Raw genomic sequence first — 19,452 nt, 5'->3', positions numbered from 1 at the left:
GCACGATGTAGAACGCCGTTTCCGGCGCTTTTATCGGAAGCCGATCGAGGCGATAAAATGAATCCTGCCCAGCCGCGGACAGCCCATGAACGTTCACAGCATCCGCGGCGCTCCCTTTCTACACTGGTTTCTATGCCCGCCCCTGCATTCTTCCGGCGAAACTGGCTGCTGCGCGCAATCCTGGCCGCAGCCGCGCTGGGCCCGCTGCCGGCCGCGGCCGGCAGCGCGGCGGACGCCCTGCTGCCCGCGTCCGGCACGCCGGCCGGCTGGGTGCGCGGCATCGGCGCGCTGGCGCCGGTCCAGACCATCCCCGTGCGTCCCGCGCCCGCCATCGGCGCGCGCGCGGTGCCGCTGGACCCCTCCCCCTGCGACCTGCAGACCCTGGAACCCGCCATCGACACCCGCGTGCACGGCGGCGGCGACGGCCAGACGCCGGAACTGAGCACTCCCGGCACCGGGGCCGAGCTGTCGGGCGACGTCCGGCCGCCGGCGGTCGACTGCCGCGCCCTCACCGCCCCCGAGGAGGCCGCGCCCGACTACTCCTTCGCGCTGGAGGAAGGCGACATTCCCGTGGTCGTGATCTCGGGTGTGGCGCGCCCGTCCCGGCCCTGGTTCGCCTCGGTCAGCGGCCAGGACGGCCTGCGCTATGGCGGCAGCCGCAACTGGGTCTACCGCAACACGGCCGGCCCCTCCATCGCGGTCGGCAACATCACCGCCGCCGCCCCGGCCTGGGGCAGCGGCGCCCCCGTGGGCGGGCTGCAGATCTCGAACTGGGCCGGGACGGGCCCCACCATCGCCGAAGGCGCCTTCGGCTATTCCTCGTCCGTCGGCCTGCTCAACAACATGGACCCGGCGGCGCGCTCGGGCGCCGTCGACTACGGGGCCTCGGCAGGCAGCGGCAGCGTGCGCTACGGCCTCACGCCGGCCCTCACTCTGGAAGGCCAGATGCAGAGTGCGCCTTCGCTCACCACCCGCGGCATGGGCACCACCTACGCCGCCGGCGAATACGGCACCTTCCAGGCCGGGGCCACGCAAAGCTCGTTCGACGCGGTCAACGCCTGGCGCTACCGCTTCGGCTACAACGTGGAGGTGGCCAACCTGGTCCACCTGGGCTATACGGCCGAACAGGTGGGCGCGGGTTTCGGCGACCTGTCCATGTATGCCGACGGCGCGGCCGCCACGGGCCAGACCCGCAACACGCTGTCGGCGGGCGTCCCCATTTCGGGCTGGGGCACCTTCAGCGGCACCTATTCGGGCCTGCGCGAAGGCTCGACCCAGGCCGAACAGCGCGTCGGGCTGTCGCACAGCATGTTCGTGGCGCCCAAGGTCCAGCTGGCCGTCGGCGCCGACCGCGACATCCTGTCGGGCGACTACGAGTGGCGCGCCAACCTCAGCATGCCGGTCGACACCTTCATGCGCGGCACCTGGCTGAACTGGTAGCGGACGGAAATCTCCCTGGCGCGACGGGCCGCGGGATTTGGGGCTTAAAATCCCTGCCATGATGCTTCCGGCCTACCCCCATGTCTGACGCGCGCGCCCTCAGCGTATTGCAGCGCGTTTTCGGTTACGAATCCTTCCGCGGCGACCAGCAAGCCATTGTCGATCAGGTGATCGGCGGCGGCGACGCGCTGGTGCTCATGCCCACCGGCGGCGGCAAATCGCTCTGCTACCAGGTGCCCTCGCTGGTGCGCGAAGGCACCGGCATCGTGGTGTCGCCGCTCATCGCCCTGATGCAGGACCAGGTCGACGCCCTGACCGAACTGGGCGTGCGCGCCGCCTACCTGAACTCCACCCAGGAATGGCGCGTGGCCCGCGAGGTCGAACAGGCCTTCCTGGCCGGCGAGCTGGATCTGCTCTACGTGGCGCCCGAACGCCTGCTGACCGACCGCTGCCTGCAATTGCTGGAACGCGGCCGCATCGCGCTGTTCGCCATCGACGAGGCCCACTGCGTGTCCCAATGGGGCCACGACTTCCGGCCGGAATACCTGGGCCTGTCGATGCTGCACGAGCGCTGGCCCGACGTGCCGCGCATCGCGCTTACCGCGACCGCCACCGACGCCACCCGTCGCGAAATCGCGCAGCGCCTGTCTCTGGACGAGGCGCGCCACTTCGTCGCCAGCTTCGACCGCCCCAACATCCGCTACCGCATCGTCGAGAAAAACGAGGTACGCAAGCAGCTGCTGGACCTGATCCGCACCGAACACGAGGGCGAGTCCGGCGTGGTCTACTGCCTGTCGCGCGCGCGGGTGGAAGAGACCGCCGAATTCCTGTGCAACCAGGGCATAGACGCCATGCCCTACCACGCCGGGCTCAGCGCGCAGGTGCGCGCGGCCAACCAGGCGCGCTTCCTGCGCGAGGACGGCGTGGTCATGGTGGCCACCATCGCCTTCGGCATGGGCATCGACAAGCCCGACGTACGCTTCGTCGCGCACATCGACCTGCCCAAGTCCGTGGAAGGCTATTACCAGGAAACCGGCCGCGCCGGTCGCGACGGCCTGCCCGCCACCGCCTGGCTGGCCTACGGCCTGCAGGACGTGGTGCAGCAGCGCCGCATGATCGACGAATCGCCCGGCGACGACGCCTACCGCCGGCGCCTGGGCCAGCAGCTCGACGCCATGCTGGGGCTGTGCGAAACCGTGGAATGCCGGCGCGTGCGGCTGCTGGCCTACTTCGGCCAGCAGATCACGGCCTGCGGCAACTGCGACGTCTGCCTCGACCCGCCCCAGGCCTGGGACGGCACCGTCGCGGCGCAGAAAGTGCTGTCGGCCGTCTACCGGCTATGGAAGGAACGCGGCCAGCGCTACGGCGCCGGCCACATCATCGACATCCTGCGCGGCAAGGTCACCGACCGCACCAGGCAGCATGGCCATGAAACCCTGAGCGTCTTCGGCGTGGGCGCCGACCTCAGCGACACGGCATGGCGCGGCGTGCTGCGCCAGCTGCTGGCGCAGGGCCTGCTGACCGTGGACAACGAAGGCTACGGCACGCTGGCCCTGACCGAAGGCAGCCGCGCCGTGCTCAAGGGCGAGCGCCAGCTGATGCTGCGCCGCGAATCGGAAAAGAAACCGCGCTCGGGCAAGACCGGCAGCGGCCGCCCCAAGGCCGCCGCCATCGACCTGCCGCCCGAACTGCAGCCCGTCTTCGAAGCCTTGCGCGCCTGGCGCGGCGAAGTGGCCAAGAGCCACGGCGTGCCGGCCTACGTCATCTTCCACGACGCCACGCTGCGCGAAATCGCGCTGGCCCAGCCCGACTCCATGGACGCGCTGAGCCACATCAGCGGCGTCGGCGCGCGCAAGCTGGAAGCCTACGGCGAGGAAATCCTGCAGCGGGTGTCCAGGCCGATCGTTTGATGAGGGTGTGGTTGGCGGCTGGCGCCGCCTGATGGGTTACGCGCGCTGGAGGCCGGAGTCCTTTTCCAAATCCTCTCGCGCTGCACCCATCCTACGCAAGCCTCACAGTCGGCATCCCAGCCCGCATCAAATCGGCATCACTGCCGCCCCCACCCCTCACGCCGGCGGCGGCAGCAGCGGCACCGGCGGGCGTTCCTTGCCGAACACCGAACGGTAGGCCAGGATGTTGAACACCAGCACCACCGGCACGCCCACGACCGCGCCGGCCAGGACCAGCCGCATCGAGCCCAACGCGCCCGCGCCGTCCCAGATCGTCATGTCGTCCAGGATCAGATAGGGGAACAGGCTGTAGGCCAGGCCGCTCAGCATCAGCAGGAACAGGGCCACGCACAGCACGAAGGGCAGCCAGCTGAAACGGTCCGCCTTGCCGGGCAGCCGCGCCAGCAGCATTTCGGCCGCGACGAAGCCGGCCAGCATCAGCACCCAGACCGTGGCGGCCACGCTCAGGTGGGCGATGTTGCTCCATTTGTAGAAGATGCCGGCGTTGGCCAGCCCCAGCGTCACCGCGATCGACACCATGCCCACCGCCGTCCAGCGGATGGCGTGGCGCGCCCAGTTGGCCGCGCGCCGCTGCAGGTCGCCGTCGACCCGCATGACCAGCCAGGCCGCGCCCAGCAGGATATAGGCCGCCACCGCGCACAGGCCCACGAACACCGAGAACCAGCCGTAGCCGGCGTCGGACTGGTAGCCGGTGGCGATGCGGCCCAGCAGCATGCCCTGGCCGAAGGCGGTGATGAGCGAGCCGGCCCAGAAGCCGAAGATCCAGCGCGGCTTCATTTCGTTGCGCGCGCGGATGCGGAATTCGAACGCCACGCTGCGCAGCACCACGCCCAGCACCATGCAGGTGAGCGGCCCGTAGAGCTTGCCCAGCACCGCGCCCCAGGCGAACGGAAAGGCCGAGGCGAACAGCCCCATGCCCAGCAGCAGCCAGAACTCGTTGGCGTCGCGCCACGGACTCAGCAGGCTCATCATGCGGCCGCGCTCGTGCTCGGGCGCGAGCTGCAGCAGGATGCCCACGCCCAGGTCGAAGCCATCGAGCACCATGCCCGCGGCGATCACCACGAACAGCAGCGCCATGAACGCCAGCGGCATCCAGAACGAGGGGTCGTCGGGATTGAGGCCTTGCGAAGCGGCCAGCATGGCGATCATGGCGCACCTCCGGCCAGCTTGCGCACCGGCACCACGCCGTAGCGCGCCGCGTGGAACAGCATGCCGGCGAATGCGGCCAGCAGCACGGCGTACAGCACGCCGTAGCCGATCAGGCCGTACAGCACGGTGTTGGACGAAACCGAACCCAGCACTTCCGATTGGGTGACGGTGCCGTTGACCACGAAGGGCTGCAGCCCGATCACCGACACCCACCAGCCCGCCACCACGGCGATGCCGCCCGAGAACATCATGCCGCACACCACCCGCTGCCACCAGCGCGGCAGCGTGGACAGGTCCAGCCCGCGCCGGAACGTCCACAGAAAGGTCACGCAGGCCACGGCCAGCATCAAGAGGCCCAGCCCGGCCGCCACGCGCAGCGACAGGAAGGTGAGCGCGACCGGCGGCAGCATGCCCGAATACTTGTCCAGCCCCTGGTAGGTGCCGTCAGGATTGCGGTGCAGCCACATCCCGCCCGCATTGCGCACGGTCACGTCGGCCAGGTTGCGATGGTTGCGGGCGTCGGGCCAGCCGAACAGCACCAGCTCCGGCTCGGCGCCGCTTTCCCAGTAGCCGGCCGCCGCGGCCGCCTTGGCCGGCTGCAGCTTGGCGACCAGCTGGCCGGCGCCGGTCGCGACCGGGATCTGCAGGAAGGCGGCCACCAGCGCGACCACCAGCGCGGTCTTGAACGCGTTGCGCTCGCCGTCGCCCAGCGGGCGGCGCAGCGCCTGCAAGGCGGTCACGCCCATCATCAGGAACGAGGCGGCCAGCGCCGCGCCCACCGCCACCACGGCCATGCGCCACCCCACCGAGGGGTTCAGCACCACGGCCACCCAGTCGTAGACCTGGTAGCGGCCGTCGACCAGCAGCGCGCCGTCGGGCGTCTGCATCCAGGATTGCAGGGCCAGCACCCAGAACACCGCCACCAGCTGCCCCACCGCCACCATCAGCACGGCCAGCGTGTGGGCACCGTCGGACACGCGCCGCTGGCCGAACAGCATCACGCCCAGGAAACACGATTTCAGGATGAACACGGAAAGAATGCCGTAGCCGAGCAAGGGGCCGGCCACGTTGCCGACCTTGTCCATCAGCCCGGCCCACAGGCTGCCCAGCTGGATCAGCACGGGCACGCTGGCCGCCAGCGTCAGCACGAAGGCGAGCGCGAAGATGCGCACCCAGAAGCGGTAGGCGGCCGTCCAGCCGGGCAGGCCGGACCAGCGCGCCCGGACCTTGAAAAACAGCAGCACCCAGGCGAGAGCCAGGGAAACAGCCAGGAACAGCGCCAGGAAACTCAGGCTGGCCACGAACTGCGCGCGGGCCAGGGATAAGGTGGATATGTCCATGATGGGCCGTAGTGTAGAGCCAGTTACAAGACTGTGGGGACAGTTTGAAACCGGTTGCGCCAGCCCTGAAAAGGGATCTGCGGCGGAACATGGCAAAATTGACGCTTTGTCGCCGCTTTTTCCTATTCTTTCAAGAATGACCTCCGCCACGACGCCGACCCCCGCCGCCTCAAACTTCCTGCTGAACATCGTCCAGGACGATCTCGACGCCAACCGCTACGCTGGCAAGCGTTGGGCCGGCAAGCCTGGCCCGGCGGCGCAGCAACAGCAGGGCGGCCTGGATCCGGCCCGCATCCGCACGCGCTTTCCGCCGGAGCCCAACGGCTACCTGCACATCGGCCACGCCAAGAGCATCTGCGTGAACTTCGGGCTGGCGCGCGACTTCGGCGGCGTCTGCCACCTGCGCTTCGACGACACCAATCCCGAAAAGGAAGACCAGGAATACGTCGACGCCATCATCGAGGCCGTGCACTGGCTGGGCTTCGACTGGAAGGCCGACGGCAACGACAACCTGTATTTCGCGAGCGACTACTTCGGCTACATGTACGAGTTCGCCGAAGCGCTGATCGAGGCCGGCCACGCCTACGTCGACGAACAGAGCGCCGACGAGATCCGCGCCAACCGCGGCACGCTGACCGAGCCCGGCGTCAACTCGCCCTGGCGCGACCGCCCGGCCGCGGAATCGCTGGCCCTGCTGCGCGAAATGCGCGATGGCAAGCATCCCGACGGCAGCCTGGTGCTGCGCGCGAAGATCAACATGGCTTCGCCCAACATCAACCTGCGCGACCCGGTCATGTACCGCGTGCGCCACGCCACCCACCACCGCACCGGCGACCAGTGGTGCATCTATCCGATGTACAGCTGGGCGCATCCGGTCGAAGACGCGCTCGAAGGCATCACGCACAGCGTCTGCACGCTGGAGTTCGAAGACCAGCGTCCGTTCTACGACTGGATCCTGGAACGCCTGGCCGAGCTGGGCAAGCTGGCCCGCCCGCTGCCGCACCAGTATGAATTCGCGCGCCTGAATCTCAGCTACGTCGTCACCAGCAAGCGCAAACTGCTGCAGCTGGTGCGCGAAGGCTACGTGGACGGCTGGGACGACCCGCGCATGCCCACTATCTTCGGCCTGCGCCGCCGCGGCTACACGCCGTCGTCGATCCGCCTGTTCTGCGACCGCACCGCGGTTTCCAAGTCCGACTCGCGCATCGACTACAGCCTGCTCGAACAGGCCGTGCGCGACGACCTGGACCCGGTGGCCGCCCGTTCGGTGGCGGTGCTGGACCCGATCAAGCTGGTCCTCACCAACTATCCGGAAGGCCAGAGCGAGATCTGTACCGCGCCGCGCAACCCGCACGATCCGCAGGCCGGCCAGCGCGAGTTCCCGCTGTCGCGCGAGCTCTGGATCGAACGCGACGATTTCCGCGAGGAAGCCCCCAAGAAGTACTTCCGCCTGTTCCCGGGCAACACCGTGCGCCTGAAGTACGGCTACGTGGTGCGTTGCACCGGCTTCGTCAAGAACGAAGCGGGCGAGGTCGTCGAGGTCCATGCCGAGTACCTGCCCGACACCAAGAGCGGCACGCCGGGCGCCGACAGCGTCAAGGTCAAGGGCAACATCACCTGGGTCAGCGCGGCCCACGCGGTGCCGGCCCAGATCCACCTGTACGACCGGCTGTTCGCCGACCCGCGTCCCGACGCCGGCGACAAGGACTTCCTGACCTGCCTGAACCCGAATTCCAAGCAGACCGTCACGGCCTGGCTGGAACCGGGCACCGTGGCCTCGCCGGGCGCGACCTGGCAGTTCGAGCGCCTGGGCTACTTCGTGGCCGACGCCAAGGATTCCACGCCCGAGGCGCCGGTGCTCAACCGCATCGTGACCCTGCGCGACTCCTGGGCCCAGGGCTGAGGCGCCCCGGATCCGCACTGTCCGCGAAAGGCGCCGCAAGGCGCCTTTTCCTTGCCCGCTCCCCCTGCGGAAACACTCCCCTGGGACGTACGGCGGGTTATCATGCCCGACATCCCGCAGCCGGCCGCGCGCCTGCCGTTTCAGACGCCCGGACCGCCAGCAGCCACGACCAAGATGAACACTGAATCCCTAGCCCTGGACTTCAAAAGCGCCACTCTGTATGCGATCAGGGTGGTTCTGCACAGCGCCGATCCCGAACGCCTGGAAGCCGCCCTGGCCAAGCGCATGACGGACGCCGGCAGCTTCTTCGAGAACGAACCGGTGGTCATCGACGCCAGCCGCGTCGAAGAGACCATCGACTGGACCGCCCTGCTGGCGGCGCTGCGGGGCCATAACCTGCCCCCCATCGGCGTCGTGGCCGAAGGCGCCAACCTGGAGGCCGCCCGCGCCGCCGGGCTGACCCCGGTGGAGCTGTCCACGCCCGCGGCCCGTCCGGCCCCGGTCATCGACACCGCGCCGCCCAACGACGTCGCCACGCCCGTGCCTTCGGTGCCGGCCGCCGCCATCGAAACCGCGCCCGCGCCGGCCGAACCTGCCGCGGCCAAGCCCGACAGCGAGCCCCTGCCCGAGCGCGAAGCCAGCGGCGCCACCGCGGCCGCCAGCCCCACGCCCGCCGTGCCGCATTCGTCGTCGGCGCTGGTCATCACCCGGCCCCTGCGTTCCGGCCAGCGCGTCTATGCGCGGCACACCGACCTGGTGGTGATCGGCATGGTGAGCCAGGGCGCCGAAGTCATCGCCGACGGCAACGTGCACGTCTACGGCCCCCTGCGCGGCAAGGCCATGGCCGGCGCGCGCGGCGACACGTCGGCGCGCGTCTTCACCACGCATCTGGATGCCGAGCTGCTGGCCGTGGCCGGCGTCTACCGGGTGGTCGAGGACAAGCTGGACCGCAGCCTGCAGAACCAGCCGGCGCTGGTGCGGCTGGACGGCGACACGCTGCGCATCGAGGCCTTGAAGGCGTGAGCCGCGCGGGCCTGAAACCGGCGCCGGCATTGCGACTGCGCAACTTTCAACACATCCTGTAAGAAGCCTTACAAAGGCTTTTTGCTTTACGATAACGCGATTTATTCGAACATAAGGGTTTGATCGTCATGACACGCATTGTTGTGGTGACTTCCGGCAAAGGCGGCGTGGGCAAGACCACGACCAGCGCCAGTTTTTCTGCGGGACTCGCGATGCGGGGCCACAAAACCGCGGTCATCGACTTCGACGTCGGCCTGCGCAACCTCGACCTGATCATGGGCTGCGAGCGCCGCGTGGTGTACGACTTCGTCAATGTGATCCAGGGCGAAGCCACGCTCAACCAGGCGCTCATCAAGGACAAGCAGCTCGAGAACCTGTTCATCCTGCCGGCCTCGCAAACGCGCGACAAGGACGCGCTGACGCAGGAAGGCGTGGAAAAGGTCATCAACGACCTCAAGGGCATGGGCTTCGAGTACATCGTCTGCGACTCGCCCGCCGGCATCGAGACGGGCGCGCTGATGGCCGCCTACTTCGCCGACGACGCGCTGGTCGTGACCAACCCGGAAGTCTCGTCCGTGCGCGACTCCGACCGCATCCTGGGCATCCTGTCGGCCAAGTCCAAGCGCGCGGTCGAGGGCGACGAGCCGGTCAAGGAATACCTGCTGCTGACGCGCTACAGCCCCAAGCGCGTGGTCGACGGCGAAATGCTGTCGCTGACCGATATCGAAGACATCCTGCGCATCAAGCTGATCGGCGTCATCCCCGAATCGGAATCGGTGCTGCAGGCGTCGAACCAGGGCCTGCCGGCCATCCACCTGAAAGACTCCGACGTCTCCGAAGCCTACAAGGACGTCGTGGCCCGTTACCTTGGCGAAGACAAGGCCCTGCGCTTTACCGATTATGAAAAGCCCGGTTTCCTGAAACGCCTGTTCGGAGGCAAGTAAGCAATGTCCTTCCTGTCGTTTCTACTCGGTCAAAAGAAGACCTCCGCTTCCGTCGCCAAGGAGCGGTTGCAGATCATTCTGGCCCACGAGCGCGGCCGCGGCGACTCGCCCGACTACCTGCCGCAGCTGCAGCAGGAACTGATCGCCGTCATCTCGAAATACGTGAAGATCAACCCCAACGACATCAAGGTGCACCTGGAACGCCAGGACACGCTGGAAGTGCTGGAGGTGAAGATCGAAATGCCGCAGAACGAAACCTGAGACCGCCCCCGCGCGGCCACAAAAAAACGCCCGGCGATGCCGGGCGTTTTGCATGGGGCGGGCCGTGCTTAGCGCCGCTTGCCGACCTGATCGCCGATCACGCCGCCGATCGCCGCTCCGCCCACCGTACCGAGGACGCCGCCGTTGGTGATCACGGCGCCAGCCACGCCGCCCAACGCAGCGCCGCCGACGGCGCTTTTCTGGCGATGGCTCATGCCGTCCCAGGAAGAGCAACCGGCCATGGCGGCGGTCATCGCCAGCGCGACACAGATTTTGGAGAGAGATGCGATTTTCATGGTGTGGTTCCTATTCTCATACCCGGGACCGCGCCTATGAAACAGGACGCGAGCACGCGGTTCCCTTGCGGGTTTGGAACCTTCAGGATCGCAAAATATTCTTGCGCTGGCTGTTAGGTTTGCCCATGAATTGTGTCAAAGGGCGAGAGAATCTTTGCATCCCCTGGGCACTGTGTTGCAGGCGGCCGGCGCTATTTGACCAGACGTAACACCTCGCGGAAGCGCGGGTGCTCGCAAGTGCGCATCCACTCGAAAATCGCCATTTCCGACGTGACGATTTCAGCGCCGTGGGCGCGCGCGCGGCGCAGCGCGGCGTGATGGTCGGACGGCTTGCGCGAACCCGCGGCATCGCTGACCAGGGCCGCGTGATAGCCCAGGTCGAGCAGGCCGATCACGGTCTGCAGCACGCAGATGTGCGCCTCGCAGCCCGCCACCAGCACCGTCTTGCGTCCCGCAGGCAGCCAGGCCTCGAAACCGGGTTCGAGCGCCGAAGAGAAATGCATTTTCTGGAAAGTGGTCTGCACCTGCGCGCGCAGCGGCTCGACCGTCGCGCCCAGCATCTTGGCGTGATGCTCGGTGGCGGCCACCGGCACGTCCAGCAGCCGCGCGGCCTGCGCCAGCTTGTGCGCGGCGTCGAGCACGGCCTGGCCTTCGTGGATCACCGGCATCAGCCGTCCCTGCATGTCGACGATCAGCAAAGTGGAATCGGCGGCGGAAAGCAGCATGGTCTGGACTCCTGAAGGAAGGCGCCGGGTTGCGGTTGCGGGCGTGGTGGTGATTGTAGGATGGGTGCAGCGCGCGGACACGTGGACAAGAATTCCGGTATCCAGCGCGCGTAACCCATCGGCCGGCGAAAGCCGGCATTCATCTCTTGCCACGAAAGGCGGCGGCTTTCGCCGCCTGATGGGTTACGCGCGTTCGATACCTGGGTTCTTGCCTAAGGATTCTCGCGCTGCACCCATCCTACTTCAAGGCCTTGTACCGCAGGCGCTTGGGCTTGGCGCCCTCTTCGCCCAGGCGGCGCTTCTTGTCCGCTTCGTATTCCTGGTAGTTGCCGTCGAAGAACACCACTTGCGAATCGCCTTCGAAGGCCAGGATGTGAGTGGCGATACGGTCCAGGAACCAGCGGTCGTGGCTGATCACCATGACGCTACCGGGGAACTCCAGCAAGGCGTCTTCCAGCGCGCGCAGCGTTTCGACGTCGAGGTCGTTGGACGGTTCGTCAAGCAACAGCACGTTGCCGCCGGCGATCAGCGTCTTGGCCATGTGCAGGCGGCCGCGTTCGCCGCCGGACAGCTGGCCCACCAGCTTGTTCTGGTCGCCGCCCTTGAAGTTGAAGCGGCCCAGGTAGGCGCGCGAGGACATCTCGAACTTGCCCACCGTCAGCAGGTCGGCGCCATCGGCCACGGCGTCGAACACGGTCTTCTTGTCTTCCAGCGCGTCGCGCGACTGGTCCACGTAGGCCAGCTTCACGGTCTGGCCGATCTTGACCTCGCCCGAGTCCGGCTGCTCGCGGCCGGCGATCATGCGGAACAGCGTCGACTTGCCGGCGCCGTTGGCGCCGATGATGCCGACGATGGCGCCCGGCGGCACCTTGAAGCTGAGGTTGTCGATCAGCAGGCGGTCGCCGTAGGCCTTGCTGACGTTATTGAATTCGATGACCTCGTTGCCCAGGCGCTCGCCCACGGGAATGAAGATTTCCTGGGTTTCGTTGCGTTTCTGGTATTCGTAGGACGACAGTTCCTCGAAGCGGGCCAGACGCGCCTTGGCCTTGGCCTGGCGGCCCTTGGGGTTCTGGCGCACCCATTCCAGTTCTTTCTTGATGGTCTTCTGGCGCGCGGATTCCGAGGCCTCTTCCTGCTTGAGGCGGTCTTCCTTCTGCTCCAGCCACGAGCTGTAGTTGCCCTTCCAGGGAATGCCGTGGCCGCGGTCCAGTTCGAGGATCCATTCGGCCGCGTTGTCCAGGAAGTAGCGGTCGTGGGTCACGCCCACCACGGTGCCCGGGAACTTGTGCAGGAACTGCTCCAGCCATTCCACGCTTTCGGCGTCCAGGTGGTTGGTGGGCTCGTCCAGCAGCAGCATGTCGGGCTTGGACAGCAGCAGGCGGCACAGCGCGACGCGGCGCTTCTCGCCGCCGGACAGGTTGCCGATCACGGCGTCCCAGGGCGGCAGGCGCAGCGCGTCGGCGGCGATTTCCATCTGGTGCTCGATGTCGTCGGCGCCGCTGGAGGCCGCGGCGGCGATGATGGCTTCGAGCTCGGCCTGTTCGGCGGCCAGCGCGTCGAAATCGGCGTCCGGCTCGGCATAGGCGGCATAGACCTCGTCGAGGCGCTTCTTGGCGGTGACGACGGCGCCCAGGCCTTCCTCGACCGCCTGGCGCACGGTGTGCTCGGGGTTCAGCTGCGGTTCCTGCGGCAGGTAGCCGATGTTCAGGCCCGGCATGGGGATGGCTTCGCCCTCGATTTCCTTATCGACGCCGGCCATGATCTTCAGCAGCGTCGACTTGCCCGAGCCGTTCAGGCCCAGCACGCCGATCTTGGCGCCAGGAAAAAACGAAAGCGAGATGTCGCGCAGGATCTGCCGCTTGGGCGGCACGATCTTGCCGACGCGGTTCATGGTGTAGACGTATTGGGCCATGGGCTCGTATCGGAGATATAGCTGATAAACCGCTGATTGTAGGCCGGAACCCCGGCCCGCGGGCGCGCGCGCCGTCAGGCCGCGCGGGGCTGCTGCGCCGCGCGGCCGACGCGCATCTGCGCCAGCATCACGCCGGCCAGCGCCATCGCGCCGCCGACGATGTGGAACACGTGCGGTTTTTCGTCCAGGAACAGCGCGGCGATGGCGACCGTGGCCACCGGCATCACGTTCAGGAAGATGCTGGCGCGGTTCGGCCCCAGGTGCTTGACGCCCTGCATCCACAGGAAAGGCGCGAACAGCGACGGAAACAGCGCGGCGTACAGCACCAGCGGCAGGTTCTCGCCGTTGAGCGGCGAGGCCGGCGCCAGCAGAAAGGCCGGCAGCTGGAACAGCACGCCGAAGCCGACCTGCACGTACAGCGACTGCCACGGCCCCACGGGCAGCGCCCAGCGGCGCAGCAGCACGCCGTACAGCGCGTACGCCAGCGCGCCTATGCCCATCAGCACGTCGCCGCGATTGGCGCCCACCGCCAGCAGGCGGGCCGGATCGCCCTCGCCGATCAGCAGCGCCAGGCCGGCCAGCGACAGCAGGCCGCCCAGCATCGCCATCGCCGAAGGCCGCTCGCGCAGCACCACCGCCACCACGGCGATGGTCATCAGCGGAATCATGGCGGTGATGATGCCCATGTTGGTGGCCGTGGTGCTGGCGGCCGCCACATAGGCCAGGCCCTGGTACAGCGCCATGCCCAGCCCGCCCAGCACCGCGAACTTCAGCAGGTTGGGCCGGATCTGGCGGCGCTGCGCCCATACGCCGGGCAGCGCGAACGGGGTCAGGATCACGCCGGCCAGCGCCCAGCGGTAGAACCCGATGGCGGCGGGCGCGATCACGCCGGCAGCCATCTTGGTCACGATCATGTTGACCGACCAGATCAGGGCCGCCAGCAGGGGAAACAGCAGATAACGGGCGGGCGGGTGCGCGGCGGCGGGGGTGGGCATGGCGGGGACATCGAAACAGAACGGGAGCGAGCAAGTGTAGGACGTGTCTGACCCGATGTATATAATGAAAAACAGACAAATCCTGCGAAGTTCCGACATGCCGTCCGCCGATTCCGCGCCGCAGCTTGCCGGCCACCTGCCCTATCCGCTGGCCTGCCGCATCCTGCATTTCACGCCCCGTTCGCGCATGCGCCGCCATGCCTCGCCATGGGCGGAACTGAATTTCGCGATCTCCGGCATCATGGAAATCGGCATAGGCGGCGTCAGCTACCTGTCTCCGCCGCAGTACGCCATCTGGATACCGCCGCACGTCGAACACTGCTGCCAGAACCAGGACGAAGTGCATTACGCCTGCATCGACATTCCGGCGGCGGCATGCGCCGGCCTGCCCGAACAGCCCTGCACGCTGGAGATCAGTCCGGTGATGCGGGCGATTCTGGCCGACTTCGAACGGCGGGCGGTCACCTATCCGGATACGCCCGAAGACCGGCGGATGGCGCAGATCGTCATCGACCAGGCGCGCCAGGCGCGCGCCTACGCCAGCTATCTGCCGTCCACCGGCGACCCGCTGCTCGCGCCCATCCTGGCGGCGCTGCAGCGGCATCCGGGCGACAAGCGCGGCGCCGCGCACTGGGCCGCCAGCGCCGGCGTCACGGAGCGCACGCTGCTGCGCCGCTGCCAGCAGCACCTGGGCATGTCCTTCAACGAATGGCGCCAGCGGCTGCGGGTCGTGAGCGCGCTGGGCCTGCTGGACGCGGGCAGATCGGTCCAGTCGGTGGCGCATGAGCTGGGCTACAGCACGCCGTCGGCCTTCATCGCCATGTTCCAGCGGCTGACCGGCACGTCGCCCGACAGCGCGCGCCGCCGCGACGTCCTGCCCTGACCCGGGAAAATCGCGTCGGCCAAGCGTCGGATGCAAGCGCGGGCCGATCGCGAGACAATACGGTTTACTTTCGTATTGCCGTGCCGTCGCGGCTTCATCGCGCCCAGGAACCTCTCATGTCCGCCTCCGCCACTCCCCCAGCTTCCCTGACCCATTTCAACGCCGCCGAACTGGACATGCTGGCCAAGACCGCCGACGCCCTGAGCGCCTATCTGGGCAAGCCGGTGCTGGCCGAGGTGGTGCTGGGCGACGAAGGCACCGAATGGGTGACCTATGGCGTGCCCGTGGACGAGAACGCCAAGCCCGACGACGAGCAGACCCACGTCCAGCTCGGCGGCCCCGGCGCGCGTCTGCTGGGCAACCGCGGCGGGCTGCCGCCGTCCGACGACGATAGCTACGATTGCCTGTATCTCTGGGCCATCGAAATCTCGCTCAACGAAGGCGAGCGCTTCGTCAAGCTCGACCAGGACGGCGAAGAATCCGCCTGGTCCGACAGCCTGGAAGACGTGCTGCCGTTCGCGCTCACCGAAGAGCCCATGCCGGAAGATCCGGACGAAGACGACGATGAAGACGACGAAGACGAGGACGAGGGCGAAGAAGCGGACGGCGACGCCCGCCGCCACTGAACGCCCCGCGCGGATCACACCGTGATCCGCCCCTCCTGCACCGCGTGACAGGCCACCACCGACACGCCCGAGGCCAGCGCGGCCGGCGCTTCGCGCTTGCAGCGGTCATTGGCGTGCGGGCAGCGAGGATGGAACGTGCAGCCCGACGGCGGGCTGAGCGGATTCGGCACCTCGCCCGCCACCGCCGTGCGCGGCTTGCCCGCGCCGTTGATGTCGGGAATGGCCTGCAGCAGCATCCGCGTGTACGGATGCCGCGGCCGCGCGAACAGCTCGTCGCGCGGCGCCACTTCCACCATGCGACCCAGGTACATCACTCCCACCCGGTCGGCCACGTGGTGCACCACCGCCAGGTTGTGGGAAATGAACAGATAGGTCAGCCCCAGCTCGCGCTGCAGGTCCTTCATCAGGTTCAGCACCTGGGCCTGCACCGACACGTCGAGCGCCGAGGTCGGCTCGTCGCACACCAGGAATTCCGGATTGACCGCCAGCGCCCGCGCAATCGAGATGCGCTGGCGCTGGCCGCCCGAGAACTGGTGCGGATAGCGTCCCTGGTCCGCCGGGTCCAGGCCGACCTGCCGCAGCAGCTCGCCGACGCGGGCGCTGCGCTCGGCGGGCGTCATCCGCGTATGGGTCAGCATGGGCTCGGCGATGATGCGTCCGACCCGCCAGCGCGGATTCAGGCTGGCATAGGGGTCCTGGAAAATCATCTGCAGGCGCTTGCGCAGCGCCCGTCCGCCCGGCTCCGACATGCGCGACAGGGGCTGGCCGTCGAAGCGGATATCGCCGCGCGTCAGCTCGTACAGGCCGACCAGCATGCGCGCCACGGTCGACTTGCCGCAGCCCGATTCGCCCACCAGCGCCAGCGTCTCGCCACGCGCGATCTCGAACGACACGCCGTCCACGGCGCGCAGCATCACCTGCGGCTTGCGCGCCAGCTTGCGTTCCAGCCAGGGCGGCGACACGTCGAACCAGCGGGCCGCGTCCTTGACTTCAACCAGGGGGGTGCTCATGCGGACTCCTTAGTATTTCTTTTGCCGCCGGGCCGCCCCAAGGCAAAAGCGCCCCCTTGGGGGGCAGCAAGCCCGCTCGGCGGGCGCGGCGTGGGGGCATCGTCATGGAGCCAGCAGGCCGCTTGTGAAGTGCCTGCGGGCATGAGTTCGGGCCGGTCGCGCTCGCAGCGCGGCAGGCGCTGCCCGCAACGCGGATTGAAGGCGCAGCCGGGCGGAATCGCGTTCAGTCGCGGCATGCTGCCGTCGATCTGCACCAGCCTGTCGGCATGCGCGTCCAGTGTGGGAATGGAGCCCATCAGCCCCGCCGTGTAAGGATGGCGCGGCTTGTGGATGACGTCGGCCACCGGGCCGATCTCGGCCACGCGCCCAGCGTACATCACCGCCACGCGGTCGGCGGTTTCGGCGATCACGCCCATGTCGTGCGTGATCAGCATCACCGCCGTGCCGTGCTCTCGGCACAGGCGCTTGAGCAGTTCGATGATCTGCGCCTGGATCGATACGTCCAGCGCCGTGGTCGGCTCGTCGGCCACCACCAGCTTGGGTTCGGCCGCCAGGGCCAGCGCGATCACCACGCGCTGGCGCATGCCGCCCGAGAACTGGTGCGGATAGTGGTCGATGCGCTCGCGCGCCGCCGGAATGCCGGTGGCCGCCAGCAGCTCGACGGCGCGGTTGCGCGCCTGCGACCAGCTCATGTCCAGATGCGTGACGATGGTCTCGGCCAGCTGCCGGCCCACGGTGTAAAGCGGATTCAGCGAGGTCAGCGGGTCCTGAAACACCGCGCCGATTTCGCGGCCGCGCACGCGGCGCATCTGCTCGTCGGGCAGGTTATCGATGCGGCGGCCGGCCAGCAGGATCTCGCCCGCAGCCACGCGCCCCGGCGGCTCCAGCAGCCCGATGATGGACGCGCCGGTCAGCGACTTGCCGGCGCCGGACTCGCCCACCACGCCCAGCACTTCGCCTTCCTGGATGGAGAACGACACGTCGTCCAGCGCGCGCAGCGTGCCGCGGCGGGTGGGAAATTCCACCCGCAGGTTGCGGACTTCAAGTAAAGCGCTCATGCGCGACACCTCAATTCAGTTTGGGGTTGAGCGCGTCGCGCAGCCAGTCGCCCAGCAGATTGACGGACAACACCAGCAGCACCAGCGCCGCGCCCGGGAAAATGGTGATCCACCACTCTCCGGAAAACAGGAAGTCATTGCCGATGCGAATCAGCGTGCCCAGCGAAGGCGCCGTCGGCGGCACTCCCACGCCCAGGAACGACAGCGTCGCCTCGGTGATGATGGCGGTGGCCAGGTGCACGGTGGCCAGCACCAGCACCGGCCCCAGCACGTTGGGCAGCACGTGGCGGAACATGATGACCGGCGAGGCCACGCCGATGACCCGCGCCGCCTGCACGTATTCGCGGTTCTTCTCCACCAGCGTGGAGCCGCGCACCGTGCGCGCGTATTGCGGCCAGCCCGCCAGCGCGATCGAGCCGATCAGCACGGGAAAGGCGATCAGTTCGTGCATTTCGCGCGGCACGGCGGCGCGCGCCACGCCGTCGATCAGCAGCGCGATCAGGATGGCGGGAAACGACAGCTGCACGTCGGCCACGCGCATGATGAAGGCGTCGATCCGCCCGCCCGCGTATCCCGACACCAGGCCCAGCACGATGCCGATCAGCATGGACAGCAGCACCGAGGCCAGGCCGATCAGCAGCGACACGCGCGTGCCGTACAGAATGGCCGAAAACAGGTCGCGCCCCTGGCTGTCCGTGCCCAGCAGATAGGTGGACTGCCCGTTGGCCTCCCAGACCGGCGGCAGCAGCGCGTCCAGCAGCTCCACCTTGGTCAGGTCGAAGGGGTTGTGCGGCGCCACCCAGCCGGCCCCGAAGGAACAGACGAGCAGCAGCGCCAGCAGCACGGTGGCGGCGATGGCCACGGGAGCCCGGCGCCAGGCCCAGGCGATGTCGCTGTCCCACCAGCGTTTGAGTACGGCGCGCATCAGTGAGCCCCCCCGCGTGTCAGCCCGGAGCGCAGGCGCGGGTCCACGACGAAATACAGAAGATCGACGACCAGGTTGATGACCACGAACACCAGCGCGATCAGGCACAGGTACGCGGCCATGACCGGCACGTCGGCGAATTGCACCGCCTGGATGAACAGCAGGCCCATGCCCGGCCACTGGAACACCGTCTCGGTCACGATGGCGAAGGCGATGATGCCGCCGAGCTGCAGGCCGGTGATGGTGATGACCGGCACCATCGTGTTCTTCAGCGCGTGGCCGAAGTGGATGGCGCGGCGCTTCAGGCCGCGGGCGCGCGCGAACTTGATGTAGTCCGAACGCAGCACCTCCAGCATTTCGGAGCGCACCAGCCGCAGCACCAGCGTCATCTGGAACAGCGACAGCGTGATGGACGGCAGGATCAGGTGCTTCCACCCCGTGACGGTGAACAGCCCCGACGTCCACCAGCCGATGCCGACGGTATCGCCGCGCCCGTAGCTCGGCAGCCAGCCCAGTTGCACGGAAAACACCAGGATCAGCAGGATGCCGATCAGGAAGGTCGGCAGCGACACCCCCAGCAGCGAGCCGGCCAGCAGCAGCTGCGACAGCAGGCTGTTGCGCTTGAGCGCGGTGTAGACGCCCAGCGGCACGCCCAGCAGCAGCGCCAGCAGCGCGGCCACGACGGACAGCTCCAGCGTGGCCGGCAGGCGCGACTTCAGCAGCGCGGAAACGGGTTCGCTCTGGCGCAGGGAGATGCCGAAATTGCCCTGCACGGCGTTGGCCACGAAGTGGCCGAACTGGACGATGGCCGGCTCGTTCAGGCCCAGGCGTTCACGCAGTGCCATGCGTTCGGCGTCGGTGGCGTCCTGCCCCAGCATGATGGTGACGGGATCGCCGACGTATTGGAAAAGCACGAATGCCAGCAGCGCGACGGTGAGCATCACCGCCACGGCCTGCAGCAGGCGGCGCAGTATGAAAGCAAACATAGGAGA

The 19,452-nt window shown here is 68.0% G+C and carries 18 protein-coding genes; 8 read left to right on the top strand and 10 right to left on the bottom strand.

All coding sequences use genetic code 11. The features are described from left to right. Nucleotides 1-132 precede the first annotated feature (132 nt). Nucleotides 133-1,440, top strand: a complete 1,308-nt coding sequence (locus tag C1I89_RS27570; RefSeq protein ID WP_102775565.1) for a fimbrial protein — start codon at nucleotides 133-135, stop codon at nucleotides 1,438-1,440. 80 nt (nucleotides 1,441-1,520) lie between these two features. Continuing rightward, on the top strand, nucleotides 1,521-3,350 hold the full coding sequence (gene recQ, locus C1I89_RS27565; protein ID WP_102775564.1) for a DNA helicase RecQ: 1,830 nt from the start codon (nucleotides 1,521-1,523) through the stop codon (nucleotides 3,348-3,350). A 156-nt stretch (nucleotides 3,351-3,506) separates the two neighbouring features. Here recQ and C1I89_RS27560 read toward each other — a convergent pair whose 3' ends face one another. Both C1I89_RS27560 and C1I89_RS27555 read right to left on the bottom strand, forming a co-directional pair. Beyond that, nucleotides 3,507-4,559 (bottom strand): cytochrome d ubiquinol oxidase subunit II, encoded by a 1,053-nt coding sequence (locus tag C1I89_RS27560; RefSeq protein WP_102775563.1) that lies wholly within the window; start codon nucleotides 4,557-4,559, stop codon nucleotides 3,507-3,509. Further along, on the bottom strand, nucleotides 4,556-5,899 hold the full coding sequence (locus tag C1I89_RS27555) for a cytochrome ubiquinol oxidase subunit I (protein ID WP_102775562.1): 1,344 nt from the start codon (nucleotides 5,897-5,899) through the stop codon (nucleotides 4,556-4,558). Before C1I89_RS27555 ends, C1I89_RS27560 begins: the two co-directional genes overlap by 4 nt. Before the next feature lie 136 nt (nucleotides 5,900-6,035). On the opposite strand from C1I89_RS27555, the gene C1I89_RS27550 reads away from it, so the two are divergent. From C1I89_RS27550 to minE, 4 genes are all read left to right on the top strand, one after another. Then, on the top strand, nucleotides 6,036-7,802 hold the full coding sequence (locus C1I89_RS27550; protein WP_102775561.1) for a glutamine--tRNA ligase/YqeY domain fusion protein: 1,767 nt from the start codon (nucleotides 6,036-6,038) through the stop codon (nucleotides 7,800-7,802). A gap of 174 nt (nucleotides 7,803-7,976) precedes the next feature. Further along, nucleotides 7,977-8,825 carry a septum site-determining protein MinC gene (gene minC, locus C1I89_RS27545; protein ID WP_102775654.1) on the top strand — a complete coding sequence of 283 codons (849 nt, stop codon included), beginning with the start codon at nucleotides 7,977-7,979 and terminating at the stop codon, nucleotides 8,823-8,825. Nucleotides 8,826-8,953: 128 nt separating this feature from the next. Then, nucleotides 8,954-9,769, top strand: coding sequence for a septum site-determining protein MinD (minD, locus tag C1I89_RS27540; protein ID WP_102775560.1), 816 nt, complete (start codon nucleotides 8,954-8,956; stop codon nucleotides 9,767-9,769). A 3-nt stretch (nucleotides 9,770-9,772) separates the two neighbouring features. Further along, on the top strand, nucleotides 9,773-10,030 hold the full coding sequence (minE, locus tag C1I89_RS27535; RefSeq protein WP_102775559.1) for a cell division topological specificity factor MinE: 258 nt from the start codon (nucleotides 9,773-9,775) through the stop codon (nucleotides 10,028-10,030). Nucleotides 10,031-10,098: 68 nt separating this feature from the next. On the opposite strand, the gene C1I89_RS27530 is transcribed toward minE, so the two are convergent. From C1I89_RS27530 to C1I89_RS27515, 4 genes are all read right to left on the bottom strand, one after another. Next, nucleotides 10,099-10,326: a glycine zipper 2TM domain-containing protein gene (locus C1I89_RS27530; protein WP_102775558.1), complete on the bottom strand. Its 228-nt coding sequence runs from the start codon at nucleotides 10,324-10,326 to the stop codon at nucleotides 10,099-10,101. Nucleotides 10,327-10,517: 191 nt separating this feature from the next. Beyond that, complete coding sequence (locus C1I89_RS27525; RefSeq protein WP_102775557.1) at nucleotides 10,518-11,051, bottom strand: isochorismatase family protein; 534 nt, start codon at nucleotides 11,049-11,051, stop codon at nucleotides 10,518-10,520. A 238-nt stretch (nucleotides 11,052-11,289) separates the two neighbouring features. Further along, entirely contained in the window at nucleotides 11,290-12,963 is a 1,674-nt protein-coding gene (gene ettA / locus C1I89_RS27520; protein WP_102775556.1) for an energy-dependent translational throttle protein EttA, read from the bottom strand. Nucleotides 12,964-13,037: 74 nt separating this feature from the next. Beyond that, nucleotides 13,038-13,958, bottom strand: coding sequence for a DMT family transporter (locus C1I89_RS27515; RefSeq protein ID WP_102775555.1), 921 nt, complete (start codon nucleotides 13,956-13,958; stop codon nucleotides 13,038-13,040). A gap of 97 nt (nucleotides 13,959-14,055) precedes the next feature. Between C1I89_RS27515 and C1I89_RS27510 the strand changes: the two genes are divergently transcribed. Next, nucleotides 14,056-14,841, top strand: coding sequence for an AraC family transcriptional regulator (locus tag C1I89_RS27510; RefSeq protein ID WP_102775554.1), 786 nt, complete (start codon nucleotides 14,056-14,058; stop codon nucleotides 14,839-14,841). A 116-nt stretch (nucleotides 14,842-14,957) separates the two neighbouring features. Further along, on the top strand, nucleotides 14,958-15,467 hold the full coding sequence (locus C1I89_RS27505) for a hypothetical protein (protein ID WP_102775553.1): 510 nt from the start codon (nucleotides 14,958-14,960) through the stop codon (nucleotides 15,465-15,467). Between the two features lie 14 nt (nucleotides 15,468-15,481). On the opposite strand, the gene C1I89_RS27500 is transcribed toward C1I89_RS27505, so the two are convergent. From C1I89_RS27500 to C1I89_RS27485, 4 genes are read right to left on the bottom strand one after another with little or no spacing between them, the layout of a single operon-like run. Continuing rightward, a complete protein-coding gene (locus C1I89_RS27500) occupies nucleotides 15,482-16,477 on the bottom strand; it encodes an ABC transporter ATP-binding protein (protein ID WP_102775552.1) in 996 nt (331 codons plus the stop codon). Further along, nucleotides 16,474-17,535 carry an ABC transporter ATP-binding protein gene (locus C1I89_RS27495; RefSeq protein WP_102775653.1) on the bottom strand — a complete coding sequence of 354 codons (1,062 nt, stop codon included), beginning with the start codon at nucleotides 17,533-17,535 and terminating at the stop codon, nucleotides 16,474-16,476. Before C1I89_RS27495 ends, C1I89_RS27500 begins: the two co-directional genes overlap by 4 nt. 10 nt (nucleotides 17,536-17,545) lie before the next feature. Continuing rightward, nucleotides 17,546-18,460: an ABC transporter permease gene (locus C1I89_RS27490; protein WP_102775551.1), complete on the bottom strand. Its 915-nt coding sequence runs from the start codon at nucleotides 18,458-18,460 to the stop codon at nucleotides 17,546-17,548. Then, on the bottom strand, nucleotides 18,460-19,446 hold the full coding sequence (locus C1I89_RS27485) for an ABC transporter permease (RefSeq protein ID WP_102775550.1): 987 nt from the start codon (nucleotides 19,444-19,446) through the stop codon (nucleotides 18,460-18,462). Before C1I89_RS27485 ends, C1I89_RS27490 begins: the two co-directional genes overlap by 1 nt. Nucleotides 19,447-19,452: the final 6 nt, after the last annotated feature.

The sequence above is a fragment of the Achromobacter pulmonis genome (assembly GCF_002885955.2).
Lineage (GTDB): Bacteria > Pseudomonadota > Gammaproteobacteria > Burkholderiales > Burkholderiaceae_B > Achromobacter > Achromobacter pulmonis_A.
This window is presented reverse-complemented; position numbering and strand designations above follow the sequence as displayed.

What these genes read in the sequence shown, in the direction of transcription:
- C1I89_RS27550 (WP_102775561.1), top strand. Translation starts at nt 6,036, where the DNA reads ATGACCTCCGCCACGACGCCGACCCCCGCCGCCTCAAACTTCCTGCTG.
- C1I89_RS27490 (WP_102775551.1), bottom strand. Translation starts at nt 18,460, where the DNA reads ATGCGCGCCGTACTCAAACGCTGGTGGGACAGCGACATCGCCTGGGCC.
- ettA (WP_102775556.1), bottom strand. Translation starts at nt 12,963, where the DNA reads ATGGCCCAATACGTCTACACCATGAACCGCGTCGGCAAGATCGTGCCG.
- C1I89_RS27560 (WP_102775563.1), bottom strand. Translation starts at nt 4,559, where the DNA reads ATGATCGCCATGCTGGCCGCTTCGCAAGGCCTCAATCCCGACGACCCC.
- minD (WP_102775560.1), top strand. Translation starts at nt 8,954, where the DNA reads ATGACACGCATTGTTGTGGTGACTTCCGGCAAAGGCGGCGTGGGCAAG.
- C1I89_RS27515 (WP_102775555.1), bottom strand. Translation starts at nt 13,958, where the DNA reads ATGCCCACCCCCGCCGCCGCGCACCCGCCCGCCCGTTATCTGCTGTTT.
- C1I89_RS27555 (WP_102775562.1), bottom strand. Translation starts at nt 5,899, where the DNA reads ATGGACATATCCACCTTATCCCTGGCCCGCGCGCAGTTCGTGGCCAGC.
- C1I89_RS27525 (WP_102775557.1), bottom strand. Translation starts at nt 11,051, where the DNA reads ATGCTGCTTTCCGCCGCCGATTCCACTTTGCTGATCGTCGACATGCAG.
- C1I89_RS27495 (WP_102775653.1), bottom strand. Translation starts at nt 17,535, where the DNA reads ATGAGCGCTTTACTTGAAGTCCGCAACCTGCGGGTGGAATTTCCCACC.
- minE (WP_102775559.1), top strand. Translation starts at nt 9,773, where the DNA reads ATGTCCTTCCTGTCGTTTCTACTCGGTCAAAAGAAGACCTCCGCTTCC.
- C1I89_RS27570 (WP_102775565.1), top strand. Translation starts at nt 133, where the DNA reads ATGCCCGCCCCTGCATTCTTCCGGCGAAACTGGCTGCTGCGCGCAATC.
- C1I89_RS27500 (WP_102775552.1), bottom strand. Translation starts at nt 16,477, where the DNA reads ATGAGCACCCCCCTGGTTGAAGTCAAGGACGCGGCCCGCTGGTTCGAC.
- minC (WP_102775654.1), top strand. Translation starts at nt 7,977, where the DNA reads ATGAACACTGAATCCCTAGCCCTGGACTTCAAAAGCGCCACTCTGTAT.
- C1I89_RS27510 (WP_102775554.1), top strand. Translation starts at nt 14,056, where the DNA reads ATGCCGTCCGCCGATTCCGCGCCGCAGCTTGCCGGCCACCTGCCCTAT.
- recQ (WP_102775564.1), top strand. Translation starts at nt 1,521, where the DNA reads ATGTCTGACGCGCGCGCCCTCAGCGTATTGCAGCGCGTTTTCGGTTAC.
- C1I89_RS27530 (WP_102775558.1), bottom strand. Translation starts at nt 10,326, where the DNA reads ATGAAAATCGCATCTCTCTCCAAAATCTGTGTCGCGCTGGCGATGACC.
- C1I89_RS27485 (WP_102775550.1), bottom strand. Translation starts at nt 19,446, where the DNA reads ATGTTTGCTTTCATACTGCGCCGCCTGCTGCAGGCCGTGGCGGTGATG.
- C1I89_RS27505 (WP_102775553.1), top strand. Translation starts at nt 14,958, where the DNA reads ATGTCCGCCTCCGCCACTCCCCCAGCTTCCCTGACCCATTTCAACGCC.